This is a genomic window from Sphingobacterium bovistauri, assembly GCF_020295405.1.
GTDB lineage: Bacteria > Bacteroidota > Bacteroidia > Sphingobacteriales > Sphingobacteriaceae > Sphingobacterium > Sphingobacterium bovistauri.
On the sequence record NZ_JADEYP010000002.1, the window covers coordinates 231,087 to 249,431 of the forward strand.

General features: G+C 35.5%; 10 protein-coding genes and 1 pseudogene. 5 read left to right on the forward strand and 6 right to left on the reverse strand.

The window, feature by feature from the left end; translation table 11 throughout:
* The first annotated feature begins 17 nt into the window (after positions 1-17).
* The 4 genes and pseudogenes from IPZ78_RS02155 (at position 18) to IPZ78_RS02170 (ending at position 3,433) form a co-directional block, all read left to right on the forward strand.
* Positions 18-770, forward strand: a complete 753-nt coding sequence (locus IPZ78_RS02155; protein WP_225551285.1) for a 1-(5-phosphoribosyl)-5-[(5-phosphoribosylamino)methylideneamino]imidazole-4-carboxamide isomerase — start codon at positions 18-20, stop codon at positions 768-770.
* Between the two features lies 1 nt (position 771).
* On the forward strand, positions 772-1,524 hold the full coding sequence (hisF, locus tag IPZ78_RS02160; protein ID WP_225551286.1) for an imidazole glycerol phosphate synthase subunit HisF: 753 nt from the start codon (positions 772-774) through the stop codon (positions 1,522-1,524).
* A 33-nt stretch (positions 1,525-1,557) separates the two neighbouring features.
* Positions 1,558-2,157: pseudogene (gene hisIE / locus IPZ78_RS02165) on the forward strand (bifunctional phosphoribosyl-AMP cyclohydrolase/phosphoribosyl-ATP diphosphatase HisIE); the annotation flags it as partial.
* Positions 2,158-2,530: 373 nt separating this feature from the next.
* Positions 2,531-3,433: a WD40 repeat domain-containing protein gene (locus IPZ78_RS02170; RefSeq protein WP_225551287.1), complete on the forward strand. Its 903-nt coding sequence runs from the start codon at positions 2,531-2,533 to the stop codon at positions 3,431-3,433.
* A 5-nt stretch (positions 3,434-3,438) separates the two neighbouring features.
* Here IPZ78_RS02170 and IPZ78_RS02175 read toward each other — a convergent pair whose 3' ends face one another.
* The 6 genes from IPZ78_RS02175 to dacB all read right to left on the reverse strand — a co-directional run bounded on the left by IPZ78_RS02175 (position 3,439) and on the right by dacB (position 16,257).
* Positions 3,439-4,254 (reverse strand): hypothetical protein, encoded by an 816-nt coding sequence (locus IPZ78_RS02175; protein WP_225551288.1) that lies wholly within the window; start codon positions 4,252-4,254, stop codon positions 3,439-3,441.
* A gap of 33 nt (positions 4,255-4,287) precedes the next feature.
* Positions 4,288-4,758 carry a GAF domain-containing protein gene (locus IPZ78_RS02180; protein ID WP_225551289.1) on the reverse strand — a complete coding sequence of 157 codons (471 nt, stop codon included), beginning with the start codon at positions 4,756-4,758 and terminating at the stop codon, positions 4,288-4,290.
* 60 nt (positions 4,759-4,818) lie between these two features.
* On the reverse strand, positions 4,819-11,694 hold the full coding sequence (sov, locus tag IPZ78_RS02185; protein ID WP_225551290.1) for a T9SS outer membrane translocon Sov/SprA: 6,876 nt from the start codon (positions 11,692-11,694) through the stop codon (positions 4,819-4,821).
* 205 nt (positions 11,695-11,899) lie between these two features.
* Positions 11,900-12,484: a Holliday junction branch migration protein RuvA gene (gene ruvA / locus IPZ78_RS02190; RefSeq protein ID WP_225551291.1), complete on the reverse strand. Its 585-nt coding sequence runs from the start codon at positions 12,482-12,484 to the stop codon at positions 11,900-11,902.
* 3 nt (positions 12,485-12,487) lie between these two features.
* Entirely contained in the window at positions 12,488-14,761 is a 2,274-nt protein-coding gene (locus IPZ78_RS02195) for an NADP-dependent malic enzyme (RefSeq protein ID WP_225551292.1), read from the reverse strand.
* Positions 14,762-14,835: 74 nt separating this feature from the next.
* A complete protein-coding gene (dacB, locus tag IPZ78_RS02200) occupies positions 14,836-16,257 on the reverse strand; it encodes a D-alanyl-D-alanine carboxypeptidase/D-alanyl-D-alanine endopeptidase (RefSeq protein WP_225551293.1) in 1,422 nt (473 codons plus the stop codon).
* 144 nt (positions 16,258-16,401) lie between these two features.
* On the opposite strand from dacB, the gene IPZ78_RS02205 reads away from it, so the two are divergent.
* Positions 16,402-18,177: an aminopeptidase P family protein gene (locus tag IPZ78_RS02205; protein WP_225551294.1), complete on the forward strand. Its 1,776-nt coding sequence runs from the start codon at positions 16,402-16,404 to the stop codon at positions 18,175-18,177.
* Positions 18,178-18,345: the final 168 nt, after the last annotated feature.

The window sequence follows — 18,345 nt, forward strand, 5'->3', positions numbered from 1 at the left end:
TAAATAAAAATATTACTATGTATATCATTCCAGCGATTGATGTTTTAGACAAAAAGGTAGTTCGTCTTAGAGAAGGAAATTATCAGGACGTAACGACTTACGATATCTCTTTAGAAGACCAAATCAAAAATTACTATGCTAATGGTACTGAAATGGTACATATCATAGATTTAAACGGTGCTAAAGGTGATTTTTCGAACCAAGAATACCTTTTTGATATCATCCGCAAGACGGATATGAAGGTACAATACGGTGGAGGTGTACGCAGTATTGAGAAAGTAAAGGAACTGGTAGATGCAGGTGTGTACCGCGTTATTGTAGGTACGCAAGCGATTACTAATCCAACATTTTTGGAGGAATTGGCGACATTAAACCAAGGCCCTGTTAAATATGCTGACCACATCGTTATTGCTATTGACGTATTGGATGAGGTAATCAAATATTCAGGTTGGTTAGAAAGTTCACCTATCAAATTGGTAGAATACATTGACAAATGTTTGGCTTTAGGCTTTTTTCGTTTCTTATGTACGGATATTTCTAAAGACGGAAAATTAGGTGGCGCTGGTGTAGAATTGTACAAAAAATTATTAGACCATTCTCCAATAATCAAATTAATCGGTTCTGGTGGTATCTCATCTATGAAAGATATAGAAGATTTGAACGATTTAGGTCGTATTGAATCTGTAGTAGTGGGTAAGGCAATTTATGAGAATAAAATTTCAATTCAAGAGATCAAAGATTGGAATCTAAAAGCGTTAATTAAGTTCTAAAATGCTAGCAAAACGTATCATTCCTTGTTTGGATGTCAAAGATGGTCGTACCGTAAAGGGGGTTAACTTTGTAGACTTGCGTGATGCAGGAGACCCGGTGGAGTTGGCTTGGCAATATTCGGAACAAGGCGCCGATGAATTGGTATTTTTGGATATTACTGCGACGCACGAAAAGCGTAAAACTACGATTGATTTGGTGAAAGCTGTCGCTCGTCAAGTAAATATTCCTTTTACAATCGGTGGTGGCATCAACGAAATGCGTGATGCAGAAATCTTGTTGAATAGTGGAGCAGATAAAATATCTATAAACTCTGCAGCAGTTCGTAATCCGCAGTTAATTGATGATTTGGCCAAAGCTTTTGGTACGCAGTTCGTGGTTGTTGCGGTAGATACACGTTTGGTAGATGGCAAAAACTATGTGCATCTGCGTGGGGGTCGTGACAAAACAGATATCGAAACAGAAAATTGGATTAAAGAAGCTGAAAGCCGCGGAGCCGGAGAAATCTTATTGACTTCTATGGACAATGATGGTACAAAAAATGGTTTTGATAATGGCTTGTTGAAGAAAATCAACGATACTATCAATATTCCATTAATTGCCTCTGGTGGTGCAGGCAATCAACAACATTTTGTGGATACATTTCAACAAGCAAATGTGGATGCTGCTTTGGCAGCTTCGGTATTTCACTATGGTGAGATATTGATTCCAGATTTGAAAGAAACTTTACGTAAAAACGGTATTATCGTCAGATAATATAGATATAGTCCTTCTGATAGTAAGGACAACAAAATAATTAAAGCTATGATAGATTTTGAAAAAGGAAATGGACTTGTTCCGGTAATTGTCCAAGATTTTCAAACATTAGAAGTGTTGATGTTAGGCTATATGAATGAGGAAGCTTGGCAAAAAACACAGGAAGAAAAGAAAGTTACGTTTTTCTCCAGAACGAAGAATAGGTTGTGGACAAAGGGCGAGGAGAGTGGCAACTTTTTACATGTGAAAAGCTATCATATCGATTGTGACCAAGATACGATTTTGATCAAAGCTCAACCAGTAGGGCCGACTTGCCATACCGGTTCACGCAGTTGTTTCAATACTGAATATAACCAAAACTTTTTGTTGGAATTAGAACGTATCGTAAATCATCGTTTTGAACATCCTTCGGAAGAATCTTACGTGAATCGTTTGCGTCAAAGAGGATTGAATAAAATTGCGCAGAAAGTAGGCGAGGAAGGTGTTGAAACAGTTATCGCAGCATTAGCTGAAACGGAAACTGATTTAATTAATGAAGCTTCTGACTTATTATTCCATTTAATCGTATTACTACGTGAAAAAGGCTTGTCTTTAGAAACTATAGCTAAAAATTTAGAAAGTAGACATCAGTAGTGTCTGCTGCAAAAATAAAAAGAAGGTCGTTAAATCTTAGATTTAACGACCTTCTTTTTGTCATCTATTTAGTTTTTTTACGACGAAGCACAAAGGTCATTATTAAAGCGAAAATTATACTTTTTATTACTTGACTAATTAAATAGCTTGAAGATTTCAAAACCTCTATTCCATTATCTGAAAAGAAAAGAATATCCGCTATAGTACTAAAGCTTAAGAACAAGAGGAAGTAAATAAGAATATTTTTAATTTTTGGATTCATTTTGATCGATTCTAATTAAAGAGCTAATTTACCCAAATTTTACTTTTATATAAGGTTTAACTATATCAATAATATAAAAGTGCCGTATCTTCGTGCAACACTTTTAGAGCAATGATAGATATTACATTAGAAAATACGTTGATTGGACATCAAAATCCTATTTACACTTTAGCAATAGACGAACAGAATGGATTACTATATTCTGCGGGTAATGATAAGGGTATTGTAGAATGGGATTTGCATACGTTGAAGTTCAAAAGAGTATTGTGTAATGTACCGTCATCGGTTTATAAGTTAGCATATATAACTGAACTTGATTTGTTGGTTGCTTCATTGCGTACGGGTGGATTATTGGTTATCAGAAAGAGTGTCCCTGAACTTGCAGCTAAATTAGCAATTGTTAAAGGAGCTGCTTTTGTAGTCGAAGCGATAGTTTCAAAGAAGGAATTAATTGCTATAGACGAATTTGGTAAAGCTTATGTTTGGAGTTTGGACAACTTTGAATTACTCTATTCTTTTCAAGCTTCCACTACAACTGTTCGTAGTTTAGTTTTAGATGAAGCTAATTATAGATTAGCAATAGGAGACAAGAATGGCGTTGTCCATATGTTGGATATTCGCGATTATCATACAATCCAATCTAACAAAGTACACACGCAATCCGTTACGAGTTTGGCTTTTGTAGATGGTTATTTAATTTCAGGAAGTAGAGATGCAAAAATGTATAAATTATCACCGAATGATTTATCTATTTTAGCAGTAGTCACACCTCATATGTTTACTGTTTATGGAATTGTACCTTTGGGTGTATCCTCATTATTTGCGACGGTGAGCCGTGATAAAACCCTAAAAGTTTGGAATTCAGATTTCAAATTACAAAAGAATGTATCACGCGACAAAGGTATAGATTCGCACCATCTGTCTATAAATGCTGTTGCATATAGTGAAAAACAGCAACTTTTGTGTACAGCTGGTGATGATAAGCTCGTTAAAGTCTGGAAAGTAACAGAATAATTAATTTATTCGAGAGCCATCAATATTTTTCTTCGTTTAAAGATCAGATATAATACCGTGACTATTGTAATTATCAACGCTATTAAGAATGTATAGCGCATAATTAAGTGGTAGATATCTTCTTTATTTGAATTGATATTGTAATAATAAGCACCCAAAATTCCAGCCGAATAACCGACCAATATTGCAGGTAGATTGCACAATACAGCCTTGTATAGAATGTAGCTAAAGCTGCTTATTACGAATAGTAGTGATAAGTAAAAAAATAGGGGTTGATCAGATGGTTGTTTTAATAATCTACCTAATGTAGGTATGCCATTAAACCCGAGTAAATATACATACCATCCACTATAGAACCCTAATGAGGTTCTTGTGAAGACATGTACAAAAGAAGGGTTTTTATCATCCCTAATTTTAAATATGTAATTGAGTTTTACGAGAGAATAAAATGTTCCAATTGTAAATAGATAGGCTAATACTAAATAATTATTTAATTTTAATACCATGCTCAACCCTAGTAAAAGTTGATTTAGAATCATCCAATTACCCGATTTTTCTATTTTTTGTGCCAATGGTAGATCTTCGTCATATTCTCGTTTTAGAACTAGACAGTATAAAACAGCAGTCAAAGCCAGTGTAACGGTAATTATCTTCCAAATATTGAATGTATCAATATGAGGTGTTAGGTAGGACCAATTATTAAAAAAGGTGTCATAAATAGAAAATCCATAAATTTTTTTGGTGTCTATAATTATGATCCAAAACGAATTAATAATTATAAACACTAAATTTAGAAAAGCTATTTGATGTGCACTTTTCATTGGTGTTGGTTAATAGTTAGTTATGCCGGGTTTTTAATTCAATAAAGATAATATTTCTTTAAGATATTTTTCATCTATAGCATTGAATGTGTTCAACTGTTCACTATCTACATCCAAAACTCCTATGATTTCATTATTTATATAGACAGGAATTACAATTTCAGATTTTGAAAGCGAGCTGCAAGCAATATGACCTGGGAATTCTTCAACATCAGGTACGATCAAGGTTTCCTTCATAGCCCAAGCAGTACCACATACACCTTTATTGTATGCGATTCTTGTACAGGCAACTGGTCCTTGAAATGGTCCTAATACTAATTCTTTATTTTTAATGAGGTAAAATCCAACCCAAAAGAAATTGAATTGTTCTTTGAGTGCGGCACTAATATTTGCTAAATTGGCTATAAGATCAGATTCACCTGTTAATAAAGCTTTTATTTGTGGTACTAAGCTTTTATATTGTTCTTCTCTGTTTCCCGAAATAATTTTTAAATCTTCAGCCATGATTCATCTATGAATTTATATACAAAGATACGGGTCTTAAAACATTTGTAATGCTTTTTTTTAATAAAGCAACAATCTTAAACTAAAACCAAAATATGTATATGTGGTCGCAAAAGTTTGGGAAGTATAAGGTCGGACGGCATTCGAATTGTAAAATAAACGTACATTATAAAATCGGTTTATTGTAAGATCGAATGAAGGGTTTAACGTCATGTTTTTGTTTCCACCTGTTGTTTCTTCATAATCAACTCCCGTCCTGTGCATAGATATTTTTCTGTCATTTAATGCCAAGTCAAGACGAAAATTTATATCATTCTTCCAATTTCTATCAGCAAATAGACCAAAGGGTAATTTGGTGTTAAGTTTTCTATAGCCAAAACCTGCGATATATGATTTTTCATCTAAAACCGAGAATTGGCTGTTTTCTAAACTCAAAGCTAAGTCTCGAGATTTCCGATATTCTGCCGTGAAGCTCATTTGGTTATCAAATCTCAAGTCAAGACCTATTAGGGGCAAAAATCTATCAGTCAAAGTCACTTGGCTGTATTGATGCTTTGGGATAAAATTGTTGTTTCGATCGCGGACATATGGGAATGCTTCTTCTTCTAAGTATCCTGAATTCGAGAAATAATTAGCTACAGTATATTGTGACTGGTAATGATGATTGATATTGATAGCGCGAATAATGTCTTCTATGCCTAATAGCTGTGAGAGACCTGAATAATTGAGTCTCCAGTTAGGTAATGGAAATGTCGGTTTGTTAGTTTTACGGAGTGCATAGTCTTTGTTTAAAAAAGTTTTGAGAAAGGAATTAATCACTACGTCTTGTTGATTTTCATCATATCCATCTGCAAAATATTTTGAATCTAAACCTGATGAATTTGGATTGAACTCGCCTAAAATTTCAGAGGCAGATTTCTTATTCTCGATAAATTCTGCGTATAGCTCTTTCAAGTCTTTGAATGAGGTTTTGAAGCTAATTTGGGAAACTGCGTAGCTCCCTGTCTCGTAGAATGCTTCCGAACTTAAGGATTGATAAGGCAATAAGCTGTTTCGATTATCGATTCTGGAAGCCGTGAAATCCAAACGTAGCCCTTTAATAGGTTCTGTATGGGCTATTGCGGAGATGTTTTCAGAATAGGAGTGACTGTAGACATTGTTTTGAATAGTGTCTGTTGCAAGCCAATTGTTATCTCTAGCTCTATTCAAAATATCAGTTTGTGAGCCCAGTATAAAATCCCAACCGGGTGCATTTTGGCTAAAACTATAGCCCAACATATTGGAGTTTGGTAAGTATCCAGGTAAATAAGTTCCTTCAACCTTAGTGTATGCAGCATTAATACTCTTGAATTGCAGAAGGAGGCGTATCAAAAAATCTTTAACACCTATGCTATTAGGTCTTGTACCTTCTCTGTAGAATCTAAATTTATTGAATAGGTTGGAGAAGTTCAATGATGGATTAAATTGTATTGTCCGATTATTTTGAATGCTATTCCCAATATCAATACTTTCGTTTTTCAATAGGTTCAATGGCTCGCTTTTCCAATTAAATTGACTTCCATAACGAGTAGTAATATTTACCCATTCCAAATGGGGAATTTTATTTAAGGGTAAAGTATAGGTGAAATTTAGCATATGGTTGTAATCCATATTTCTACCCAATTTCCAAAAATTATTCCATAATGTGTCTTTTCTTGCTCCATCAACACGCCCATTTGGTTCGTCGATAATAGCGTAATTCGTGGCGTTAAAATCTATTCGTAGCGATTTGGTCAAATCCCAACTTATACCGTAGATACGATTTGTATTGAAATTTTTATTGTAATAAGTTGGTAATGCATTATTGCTTGCGTTATCGCGGAATGTATTCTCGTGGTAAATCCGATTTACTTCCATGCGAAAACTCAAAAGAGAAGGCATAAAATTATAATGTATAGATTTGAATAATCTGTTCTTTTGAAAAGGCTCTTTGAATGTAACAGCTGGATTATTAAATGTATAATCTATTGAACCGCGATAATTCTTTTGCAAGGAATAGGAGGTATAGATATCACGATGTTGGTATTCGTTGTAGAGGTAGGAAAGAGAGACATTTTCAATATTCCAAGGTTTCAAGAGGCTATTCTGCGTGTTGAAAATTTTTCGTGCGTTAATGATGCTGAAATTTTTTCGATGGGTGAAGTCCTGAATGATACGTAGTAGTGAATCTTTTCCTCTCTGAGAATGATTTATTAAAGATTGCTGTAATAAGATATCTCCTTGATAAGGATTGTATTCTGGTGTCCCTATTTGTTTAGAATAACTAAAATACATTGGGATAGAAATGGCATGTTTGGGATGAACAAATTTGCCAAGTTCAGCATTTGCCATTAAGTCAAAGCTAAGACGTTCGTTTCTATTTTGTGTGGAAATACGCTGAGAAATATCCCCAAATCCTGCTGACATCTTCGTGCCCGAAACAGAGATATTAGCCAGATCAGCGAGTTTCACGTGCAACTGCGCCGTCGCTGCCCAGCGACTTTTATTTTCAAAATCAGTAACACGTAATTCGTTAAACCAAAATTCACCATTAATTTCTGTCCCATTATCTGCCGAATTATGTGTGTTACTTGATTGTAAGGGATTCTTGATACCCAACATATAAAAACGCACTTTGGAAAGATCGGGAGTACCTTTTATTGTAATTTTATTTTTCCCATCAACGTATTCGAATACTTGATCTATTGGCCAAGGCTGCCCATTTTTGTAGGCATTATCACGACTTATCTTCGCTTCGCGAAGTGTTTCTAAACGTACGATAATGTTATTTTCTTCGGGCCATATAATCGGTGCAGATGTACTTCCTGCTGGTGTTATTTTGAGTGGAGCCTCATATTCATAATAGTGTTCTTTATCGTCTGTGCCAATTCGGATAAAAGCATTGGCATCACCATCTCGAAGGCTTTCCCCTTCAGCATGTACGAAGAAGGCGATATTTCCATAGGGGCGTAAATCATAGGAGGCATTTTTGAATGCAGCTCGGCCATAGCCATCTTTCAACTTCTTGATGCTGAGACTTAATGACTGTTCATTTAGCTGCACGTCCAAATTATTGTTGCTGTAGTCTATTTGACGATTAATATGTGGCGGTACTACATAAGGAATGGGACTCTTTTTCCCATTTTCTTCAATATTTATGTTTGCTACCTCCACGCTGGATTGGTCTGTAGGTGGATTCATACCTAAATGTGGATCAGCAATTACCCATTGAGATGTGTTGTCTGGATTATATTTGCGCCAATCACTTTTTATAAATTGCATTTGCGCAAAGCGTAAGACCGTTGTATCTGCGAAATTTGTTAAGAAAAGTCGAATGAATCGTATAGATTTGAAATCTTGGATATTGCCGTATTTGTGTTGAAATTCACGAATCGGTATACGTAATTTATACCATTTCACTTCTTTGTTTCTATTCAATACGACAACCTGTGTGCTGTGTTCATCTACAACGAAATTCTTTCCTACGACCATATCTTGAGTACGTAATGAAATGCGATATTGGTAATAATTATCGGCTTCATTCATTGTTAAGTCTCGGCTGATATCCTCTGCATCAGGCAATAATGTTCTGGCAGCATTCTCTACTCCATAGGCTTCCAATGATTGATTTTGTGTCTTCGAATTACCTTCTGATCCATTGATGTATTGATAGCGATGTAAAATGCCATCTGTGCTTTTTAAATGATTGCCTCGATAATAGCTGTAATCATCAGAAGCTGGATCTTTGGCGAGTTTTTCAAAAGCGTTTGGATTTAGTTGAATACGCATTTGGTTTATGAACGGACTGTAGAAGGTCTCTTCATCTGTATTAGAGAGCCCGTCTAGCCCTACATCTTGATTTTTACGACTATCGTCGCTGTTTTCAAATACAGTATTGATTGGTTGCAATTTACTTACATTCCCCCAGACTGTTTGATTAAGTTTACTTTTATCTCCATTAGCAGGTATAGCGTTTTCGACAGCTTTATGGCCGTCTTTTAGTATATCTTCTGACAAATTACCCAAATTGATATATAAATCTCCACCATCTTTTTCTGGATTGGTGAGTGCTGGATCCATCAACCATAATTCTAGGTATTCAATATTGTGGCTTTCAAAATCAGGTTGATCCAATTTCTTGAACATCCCACCCCAGCGTTTTTGTGGGTGGAGTAATCTATCGTCAGTATCCACTGAGGAGGTGCTAAAATTATATGGACCACGTAACATAGGATAAAATGCAAGATCTAATGTGGGTAGGAAAGCGTCTGTCCCTGTTCGTATTTCTTTGAATGGAAATACCTCTTGTTCTGTAACACGTCTGCTGCGGTGATCGGTCAAGAATTTTGTGTCAATGTTAGGATTTAGACTTGATGTCTGATAGAATATTGGATCAATATTGTAAAAGGCGAATTGTGCACGATTGTGACCGTAAGCTAAATCATTTATTAATGCATGCTCTGGAAATAGCTGCGGTGTACCTGAAATTTGCCAACCTTGTTGATTTTTGATGTTGATATAACTGAAGTTGTTTTCGAAATCATCTAAATAAGCTACTCCATTTTTATCAATACCTGTCTGAAGTGCTCGAGCATAGCCAGGTTTGGAATAAGCTATTTCTCCGTAAAAATTAATAGTTGATTCCTCATTTGTTTTGATAAATGGAATTTTATCAATCATCCGAGTTAACCATCTAGAATTGGTTGAATAATTGATGTCTGCTCCAATCATCGTATTTGCAATAGATTCGTGTCCAATTTGAACTTTCTCGGTATAGGGTCTTTCGCTAAGACGCATAAAAGTGGCACCAAGTTGGAAATTAGGGTTAGCGTAATAGTCTAATCGTCCTCCAATAAAAGTTTTTTGCTGAGACCCAAAAATTGAACTATCTTCAATGCTAACCTTTATTGTATTGTTACTTAATAGAAAACTTGGGTTGAGAAACCTGAGTGTTCCTGATTCGTAATCAATGTTGTAGTCTACACTCTCTTGTAACAAAGTGCCTCCCGCATATACTTTGACCGTGTTTGGTTTCAAATCAAAAATCCCCAATGTAAATTCTTCGCTCGAATTGGATTGAACAGTACCTTGAAGATAGTATCTGTCTTTGTTGCTGTATTTCTGTTTAGCCTCAATTTGTTGCAGGGTATACAATTCGTGAAAAGTATATTTATCTTTTAAATCCTGTTCGGCGTTTGTAAATAGGGCATCCATATCTTTTCCAAACGGTTCTATTACAGGGAAAATCAATTTACCTTTTGTATTGTCAATGGTAATACCTTCTATAAAATCTAATAATCCGTCAGCACCAGACGCCTTATTTTGTGCTAAACGGTCTAGCCCCGTAAGTTGTAGCCAAGACTTACTTTTCGTGTTAGCGCCTTCAAAGAGGATAGGGTTTTGGATAGCTGTTTTGGAATCCGTCCGGACGATCTGTAGATTAACATCATGCTCATCTATATTGTTGCCACCAATTGAATAGATGTTTTTCATCATTAAATCCCAGGTTGGAAGTTGTGTGGACAGAATTTCATTTTTTAGTAATTTGGTGTAAAGCATCCTAGGGTTATTAGCATCAAAAGGTATATCGGTTGATAGGTCACCAACTTGATATTCAATTCCATTAGCTGAAAATCGATATGAAAGTGCTAATACTTGATCTTGGTTTAGCGGGAAATTTAAAGATATATAACCTAATTTTCTGTTCACACTATAATCTTGCCCTTCAACTAATTTTTGAGCAGCATTTAATTTTGCATAGTTATCTGCTCCTCCAGAAGTAGCGAAGAACGATTGTAAAAAGCTACTGTTTGGATTTCGTGCGTTATCACCTAATTGTATTAATAGGTTATTTGAAATTTCAAGTTGTGAATTATTGAGTGAGCCTGTATTTGGATAGTTGCTTGCGGAATTACCTACAATATTTGGATTGAAAGTGTTTTTCTCCGCCAAATCTATTAAGGCTAGTATATCACGCGAACTTTCTGTTTTATTTGATCGATTACTTACCCATAATTCAATGGCTGTAATTTGAATTGGAGAATTGATAAAAGAAGCATTTTGGAGGCTTTTATTATAGTTTTCTCTAAAATAATGTGCTATGAAATAGTGTTGATTTGCTTCGTAATTACTTAATGGAATATTGATATCTCGTTGGGCTTTTCCGTTGGTAATAATTATTTCGTGATTGTCAGAGCGTTTTTGAGATAATACACCTGTGAAGTTCAATTTTCCAACTTGCAATTGAGTTTTTACACCGAACAAATCTTCCGAGCTTCCCAGTAATTGAGAACGTGTCATGAAGTTTACATTCCCTATTTCTAACCGTTGTAAAATATCATCTGGCTTTCCAACATAATCAAATTTGATTTGATTTTCGAAATCAAACTCTGCATCTGAGCTAAAATTAACCAATACTTGCCCTCTTTCCCCAATTTTACCTATCAAGTTTAGATTAAAATTTTGATCAAAATCCATTCCCCATAGCTTTCGATGTCGTTCCGCCAATAATGGGTTTTCGTTTATATTTCGTTGTGCCATTATCGATAAGTCAACGCTGCCCTTTGGTGTGATTTCTATTTTATTACCACCGAATATTTTGTCGAATAGGGGACTGTTGATTTCTAATGGTTTTATCAATTGAGTTGTGTTCGCTATTGAAGTATTAGGGGTTGGATGGTGATTCCAATTTTTTTTGACAGAAATTTTTGATGTTATCGAATTGAACTCTAATCGATTTAGATAAGATGTTTTTCCAAATTGAGTTGTTTGAATGGAAAATAAATTTGTTTGTGGGTTATATGTGTAGATTAGTTTAGAATAATCAATAGGTTTCTTTGATTTAAGAAATGAATTAAAGTTTAATATTTTAAAAGCCGTTGAATAATTTACGAACCGTAGAGAATCTCCTAAAGACAAAAAAGTTTGAGCGTTGCTATGCCTCGTTAGCAACAATAGAAATAGAAAAATGAATAAGAATCTCAGATTCGTCAAGGTTAGTGCCAATTAAGGACTTTTATAATTGATTTATTCAATTATAAGTATACGATTTCTTTTAAGAAATAACAAAGCCGCTTAAAAGATTAAGCGGCTTTATGTAGTTGTTCGTTGAGTTGTAAAATTCTTATAATTTTTTTAGCGCAAGTTTTATTATTTGCTCTACGGTAAGGCTTTCATTGGTCTGAACAATAGAGGCTAGTACTTTTTCCACTTGATTTTTAGCAAAACCTAGCATAACTAATGCAGATAAAGCTTCTTCTGGAACAGACTGTTTTGCAATAGGTAATGGTAAGAGCGCATCATCACCTTGTTTCTTGAGTTTATCTTGCAGTTCTAGGATAACACGTTGCGCAGTTTTTGGGCCAATTCCTTTGATTTTTTGAATCATAGCGACCTGACCATTTACTATTGCAGATTGAATTTCTTCTGGCGTAGCCGATGAAAGCATCATTCTACCAGTATTTGGTCCAATACCTGAGACAGAAATCAAATGATTGAAAAGATGACGCTCTCCTTCGGATGAAAAGCCAAACAGCGTTTGTGAATCTTCTCTAACTTGAAAAGAAACAAACAATTTGCAGTTTTCTTGATCTTTAATCTGAGAATATGTCGTCAAAGAAATATGAATATGATAGCCAATACCACCTACCTCAAGAATAACATGAGTAGGGGCTTTAAATACCAATTTGCCGTTAAAATAATCGTACATATTTTATTGTTTCTCGTGTGATTGTGCGTCTACTACTGCTATAGTTACCATGTTGACGATTTCACGAACAGAACTATCCAATTGTAATACGTGAACAGGTTTATTCATTCCCAATAAAATTGGACCTACAGCTTCTGCATTACCGACTTCTTGCAACATTTTGTAAGCAATGTTCCCTGACTCAAGATTTGGGAAAATCAGTGTATTTGCAGCTTCACCGTTTAATGTGCTAAAAGGAAAGTTTGATTTTAACAAATCACTGTTCAACGCAAAATTTGCTTGCAATTCACCATCTACGACTAAGTCTTTATGGTTTTGGTGTAATAATTTTACAGCTTCACGTACTTTGACAGAAGTTGGACCGTCATTAGAACCAAAATTTGAATATGATAATAAAGCCACACGTGGTTTCACATTGAAACGACGAACTGTCTTTTCTATTAATACAGTGATATCTGCTAATTCTTCAGCTGTTGGATTTTCATTCACGGTAGTGTCACCAAAGAATAAAGGTCCTTTTTCAGAAAGCATCATATACATACCTGCAATACGGCTACCTGGTTTTGCGCCAATAACTTGCAAAGCAGGTTTAATCGTAGAAGCATAATTACGTGTCAGACCTGAAATTAAAGTATCTGCATCTCCAAATTCAACCATACTCGCTGCATAATAGTTGCGGTTGGTGATTAATTGTGTCGCATCAAATTTTGATAAGCCTCTACGTTGGCGTTTTTTATACAAATTATCAACATATTCACCAAAGCGTGCTGTGTTTGCTTCTTCACGAGGATCAATGATATTAACATTGTCTAATTCAAATGCATATTCTTCGATTAGGTTTTTAATTTTTTCTTTGTTACCTAATAGAATTGGGATAGCAATACCCTCTTCTTTTACGATTTGAGCTGCACGAAGTGTTTTGTAGTTATCAGCTTCTGCAAAAACAACACGTTTAGGATTGTTTTTGGCTACAGCTGAAAGATTACGCATAATGCCATCATCTTTTCCAAGACGCTTACGCAATTCTTCTTTGTAGAGATCCCAGTTGTCAATAGTCTTGCGGGCAATTCCAGATGCTATAGCTGCTTTAGCGACAGCTATAGATACCTCAGTTATCAAACGAGGGTCAGTAGGTTTTGGGATAACATAATCTGTTCCAAAACGTAAATTACTAGTGTTATACGCTTGGTTTACTTCTTCAGGAACGGGTTCTTTGGCTAATTCAGCAATAGCGCGTACGGCAGCAATCTTCATTTCTTCATTGATTGCAGTAGCACGTACATCTAAAGCTCCACGGAATATATAAGGGAATCCCAATACATTATTCACTTGATTTGGATAGTCAGAACGTCCCGTGCCCATGATGATGTCATCGCGTGTAGCAACTGCAAGATCATAAGCAATCTCTGGATTTGGATTAGCCATAGCCAATACAATTGGTTTTGACGCCATAGTATTCAACATTTCTGCTGATAACACATCTGCAGCAGATAGGCCAATGAAAACATCTGCACCATTAACGGCATCCGCCAAAGTGTTAATATCTCGCTCTGTTGCCCATTCTGCTTTAGTTACATCTAAGTTTTCTCTGTCTTTACGAATAACTCCTTTGCTATCCAACATCACGATGTTTTCTTTGCGTGCACCTACCGCTACATACATAGCAGTACACGAAATAGCAGCTGCACCAGCACCGTTTACTACGATTTTGACATCAGCAATATTTTTTTCTTGCAACTCGCATGAATTAATCAAAGCGGCGCCAGAGATAATTGCTGTACCGTGTTGATCATCATGCATTACAGGAATATTCATTTCAGCTTTCAGGCGTCTTTCAATTTCAAAACATTCTGGAGCCTTAATATCTTCTAAGTTGATACCTCCAAAAGTAGGTTCCATTGCTTTCACGATGTTGACAAATTCGTCCACATTTTTTGTGTCAAGCTCGATGTCAAAAACATCAATGTCCGCAAAAATCTTAAATAAAAGACCTTTACCCTCCATTACAGGTTTGCCAGCCTGTGCTCCGATATCTCCTAAACCAAGAACTGCTGTACCATTACTAATTACGGCAACAAGGTTTCCTTTGGCGGTATATTTATATGCATCTTCTGGGTTTTCAGCGATAGCCAAACATGGCTCTGCGACACCAGGAGAATATGCTAATGATAAATCTCTTTGTGAGTTATAAGGTTTTGTTGGAACGACTGCAATTTTCCCAGGACGACCCATTGCATGATAATTTAGGGCATCCTTTTTTCTGTTAATATTGCTCATAATTGTTTTTTTCGTAATCTACTTAATCTACAAATGTATTATTATATTATAATAAGGACGAATATTCTCATTTATTATTTTAAAGTATTCAATAATGTAAACATGCGTTGGCGCATTTGCGAACCAGAGCTGTCATAATTGTACACTAATAGCGAAAAAGTGTATTTTTTACCATCTTTAGCAGTGTGATATCCGGTGTACCCCAGTGTGCCATTGATGGTTCCACTTTTCATTGTCATACCGTTATAAACAGGTAGACTGTTGTTAAATTCATTGAACCAAGGTCTTTTTAATGCATATTGCATGATTTGATTCATAGCCTTTGTAGTGACATTATTTTGTGGGGAAAGTCCTGAGCCGTCCACAATATCCAATTCACTTGATTTGATATTTAGTTTTTGTTCCCAATATTTTGTTAGAAAGCGAGCTCCATCAATTGTCGAAGTTTTTCCTCCGCTTAGGACAGCTATACTTTTTAATATAGCTTCACCATACAAATTAATACTACGTTTGTTAAACCAATGTATGATTTCATGCAAAGGAGGTGAAACATGTATATTTAATAACTTAGTCTCAATAGGAACAGGTAATCCTTTTTCTACTAATTTTTGTCCTGTTGTGATTTCATTAGCAATGAAAATGCTATCAGTTGCAAGTTCTTTGCTTAATCTAAAAGCTAAATCATAGGCTGGATCAGGGAGTGAAAATTCAATTGTCTTTTTCAAGTCTTGGGCATAAGTACCCTTCATGATTATTTTCTCGCTGTAGGGAGCAGCGTATCCATAGACATTATCACCTGAACCTTTAGCGCCTATTTTGACATGATTAATTAGCTTTAAGTAGCTGATGTCTGCGGTGGTATTGACAATTAGCGCTGGTTCTTGGATATTTCCAGCTTGAAAATTAACACCAAAGCTATTTTCTCTCCAGTTCAAAGATGATATGCCCGCGCCATAATAATTACCTATATCTCCCCAGGTCCATCCTACTGGCACATCAATGCCATTGTACATTCTGTCATCAGCGATGAGTCGACCATTGATTGATTTTATTCCAGCATCTAATATTACCTTTTTCCATTTTGTTAGTATCACATCAGGATTGGAGGTCGGGTAGCGATGGCTACCTAGGGTAGGGTCGCCTTCTCCATGGATAACGATGTCCCCGTGCAATGTCCCCAAGGAATCTATCTCCCCTGAATAATAAAGCTTTGTTTTGTAAGTGAAATCCTTGCCTAATAAATCCAATGCTGTGATCGACGTAATCACTTTCAAGGTTGATGCAGTGGGTAAACCTGTATTCGCATTTTTCTCGAAAACAGTTTCTCCATTTTCAGCATTAATCACATGCAATGAATACATTCCATTTGTCAAAGAGGAATGGTTAGAAAAAGTAATGAAGTTTTGTTCTAATTTTTGTTTAATATTTTGAGCGTGTAAATCATTTGTTGCAACAAATCCTAAGAGTCCGGCTATAAGTAAAGAATGTATTTTCATGTTATTTGGTATATAAACAAATATACACTTTTCAGATAGAGGTGTAATATTCATATTTTGCAAAAAAGGTAGGTTATTCCGTCTTATAATTTTAGAATTGGGCGTATAAATGTTTAACTTGCATTACTTTTTAGGTAAAAAATTATGTCACATTTACAACGATTAGGGAAAATCAGAGAGGCTATGCAAAGCCAAGGAATAGATGCTTATATTATTCCATCTTCTGATCCACATATAAGTGAATATCTTCCAGAAAGATATAAATGCATTGCATGGGTGTCTGGATTTACAGGGTCCGCAGGTACTTTAGTCATTACTCAAGATTTTGCCGGATTATGGACAGATGGCCGTTATTTTGTACAAGCAAATGAACAACTTGCAGGAACTGGTTTTGAGTTAGTAAAATTAAAAATTCAAGGCACCGCAGAATATGCAGAATGGTTGAGTGAAAAATTTGGTGCCGGTGCTCAAGTGGCTTTTGATGGAAATTTGGCATCACTATTAGTCGCACAAACTGTCAAAAATACATTAGAACCTTTAGATATTAAAGTAAATGGTCATGTTGATCTATTGTCTGCTATATGGACGGATAGACCATCTTTACCTCAAGTCAAGGCTTATTTATTGGATTTAGAATCAACAGGGCAATCTACGCAGTCAAAATTGTTAGCGGTTCGCCAATTACTTTCCAAAAGTAGAGCCGAAAGTCACTTCATATCATCACTAGATGATGTAGCTTGGTTATTAAATACTCGTGGGCAAGATGTACCTTGCAATCCTGTCGTATTATCATTTGTGTATGTTTCGCATGAAACAGCAATCCTTTTTATTGCTAATGGTAAATTAAGTCAATCAGATATTACAACCTTACATAGTCAAGGGGTTGAGGTGCGAGATTATGAGCAAGCCTTTGAATTTGTGAAAGCTATAGATGCGAATTCTATTTTGATAGATCCTAAGCGTACTTGTTTTGCGGTATATGATAGTATAGGTACATCAGTAAAGATTATTGAAAAGATTAATCCTTCTACTTCATTAAAAGCGATTAAAAATGACATAGAAATCGGACACATTCGCAATGCGATGGTTCAAGATGGTGTTGCATTGACTAAATTTTTCAAATGGTTGGAAGAAACTATTGGTAAGGAGGAATTGTCAGAAATCTCAATTGCAGATAAATTGCGTGGATTTAGAGCCGAACAAGAAGGTTTTGTAGATGTAAGTTTCAATACTATTGCTGGTTATCTTGATCATGGTGCTTTGCCACATTATTCTGCCACAGCGCAAAGTAACTATACGCTGAAGGAGGAAGGTTTATTGTTGGTCGATTCTGGAGGTCAATACAAAACAGGTACAACAGATATAACACGCGTAATTTCGTTGGGAAATATTACACAAGAAGAAAAGGATGATTATACCATTGTTCTGAAAGGTACTATTGAAGGCAGTCAGGCTATTTACCCTATAGGATCAAAAGGTTATCAAATTGATGCGATAACAAGAAGACCAATTTGGGCGACGTTGCGCAATTATGGTCACGGTACTGGTCATGGTATTGGATTCTTCTTAAATGTCCATGAGGGGCCACATGTATTTAATCCTACACCTACAGATATTGCTATTGAAGAGGGAATGATTACTTCGATTGAGCCAGGCTTATATCGTGAAGGAAAGCATGGTATTCGTATAGAAAATTTAGTGTTAGCGAAAAAATATGATAATAGTATTTTTGGTGATTTCATGAATTTTGAAACTTTGACAATATGCTATATCGATACAGATTTGGTGAATAAGGAATTGCTAGATCAGGTACATCTAGATTGGCTAAATAATTACAATCAATTTGTATTTGATAAATTATCTCCACACTTGTCGACAGCTGAAGCTACTTGGCTAGCTGACAAGACAAAAGCTATCTAATTGAAATAAAAAGAAGCTGTCCAAAAAGGGCAGCTTCTTTGTTTTATTTCGATTTTTAAGAAAACTTCTAATTGTTAAGCTGCATACTTGGATACAGAGGATATTTTGGATATTTTGTAATTATTGACAGTTTTGGATTCTGTTTTATTGCTAATAGAAGAGTTTATA

Coding starts and splice junctions, on each gene's coding strand:
- IPZ78_RS02155 (WP_225551285.1), top strand. CDS start 18: ATGTATATCATTCCAGCGATTGATGTTTTAGACAAAAAGGTAGTTCGT.
- hisF (WP_225551286.1), top strand. CDS start 772: ATGCTAGCAAAACGTATCATTCCTTGTTTGGATGTCAAAGATGGTCGT.
- IPZ78_RS02170 (WP_225551287.1), top strand. CDS start 2,531: ATGATAGATATTACATTAGAAAATACGTTGATTGGACATCAAAATCCT.
- IPZ78_RS02175 (WP_225551288.1), bottom strand. CDS start 4,254: ATGAAAAGTGCACATCAAATAGCTTTTCTAAATTTAGTGTTTATAATT.
- IPZ78_RS02180 (WP_225551289.1), bottom strand. CDS start 4,758: ATGGCTGAAGATTTAAAAATTATTTCGGGAAACAGAGAAGAACAATAT.
- ruvA (WP_225551291.1), bottom strand. CDS start 12,484: ATGTACGATTATTTTAACGGCAAATTGGTATTTAAAGCCCCTACTCAT.
- IPZ78_RS02195 (WP_225551292.1), bottom strand. CDS start 14,761: ATGAGCAATATTAACAGAAAAAAGGATGCCCTAAATTATCATGCAATG.
- dacB (WP_225551293.1), bottom strand. CDS start 16,257: ATGAAAATACATTCTTTACTTATAGCCGGACTCTTAGGATTTGTTGCA.
- IPZ78_RS02205 (WP_225551294.1), top strand. CDS start 16,402: ATGTCACATTTACAACGATTAGGGAAAATCAGAGAGGCTATGCAAAGC.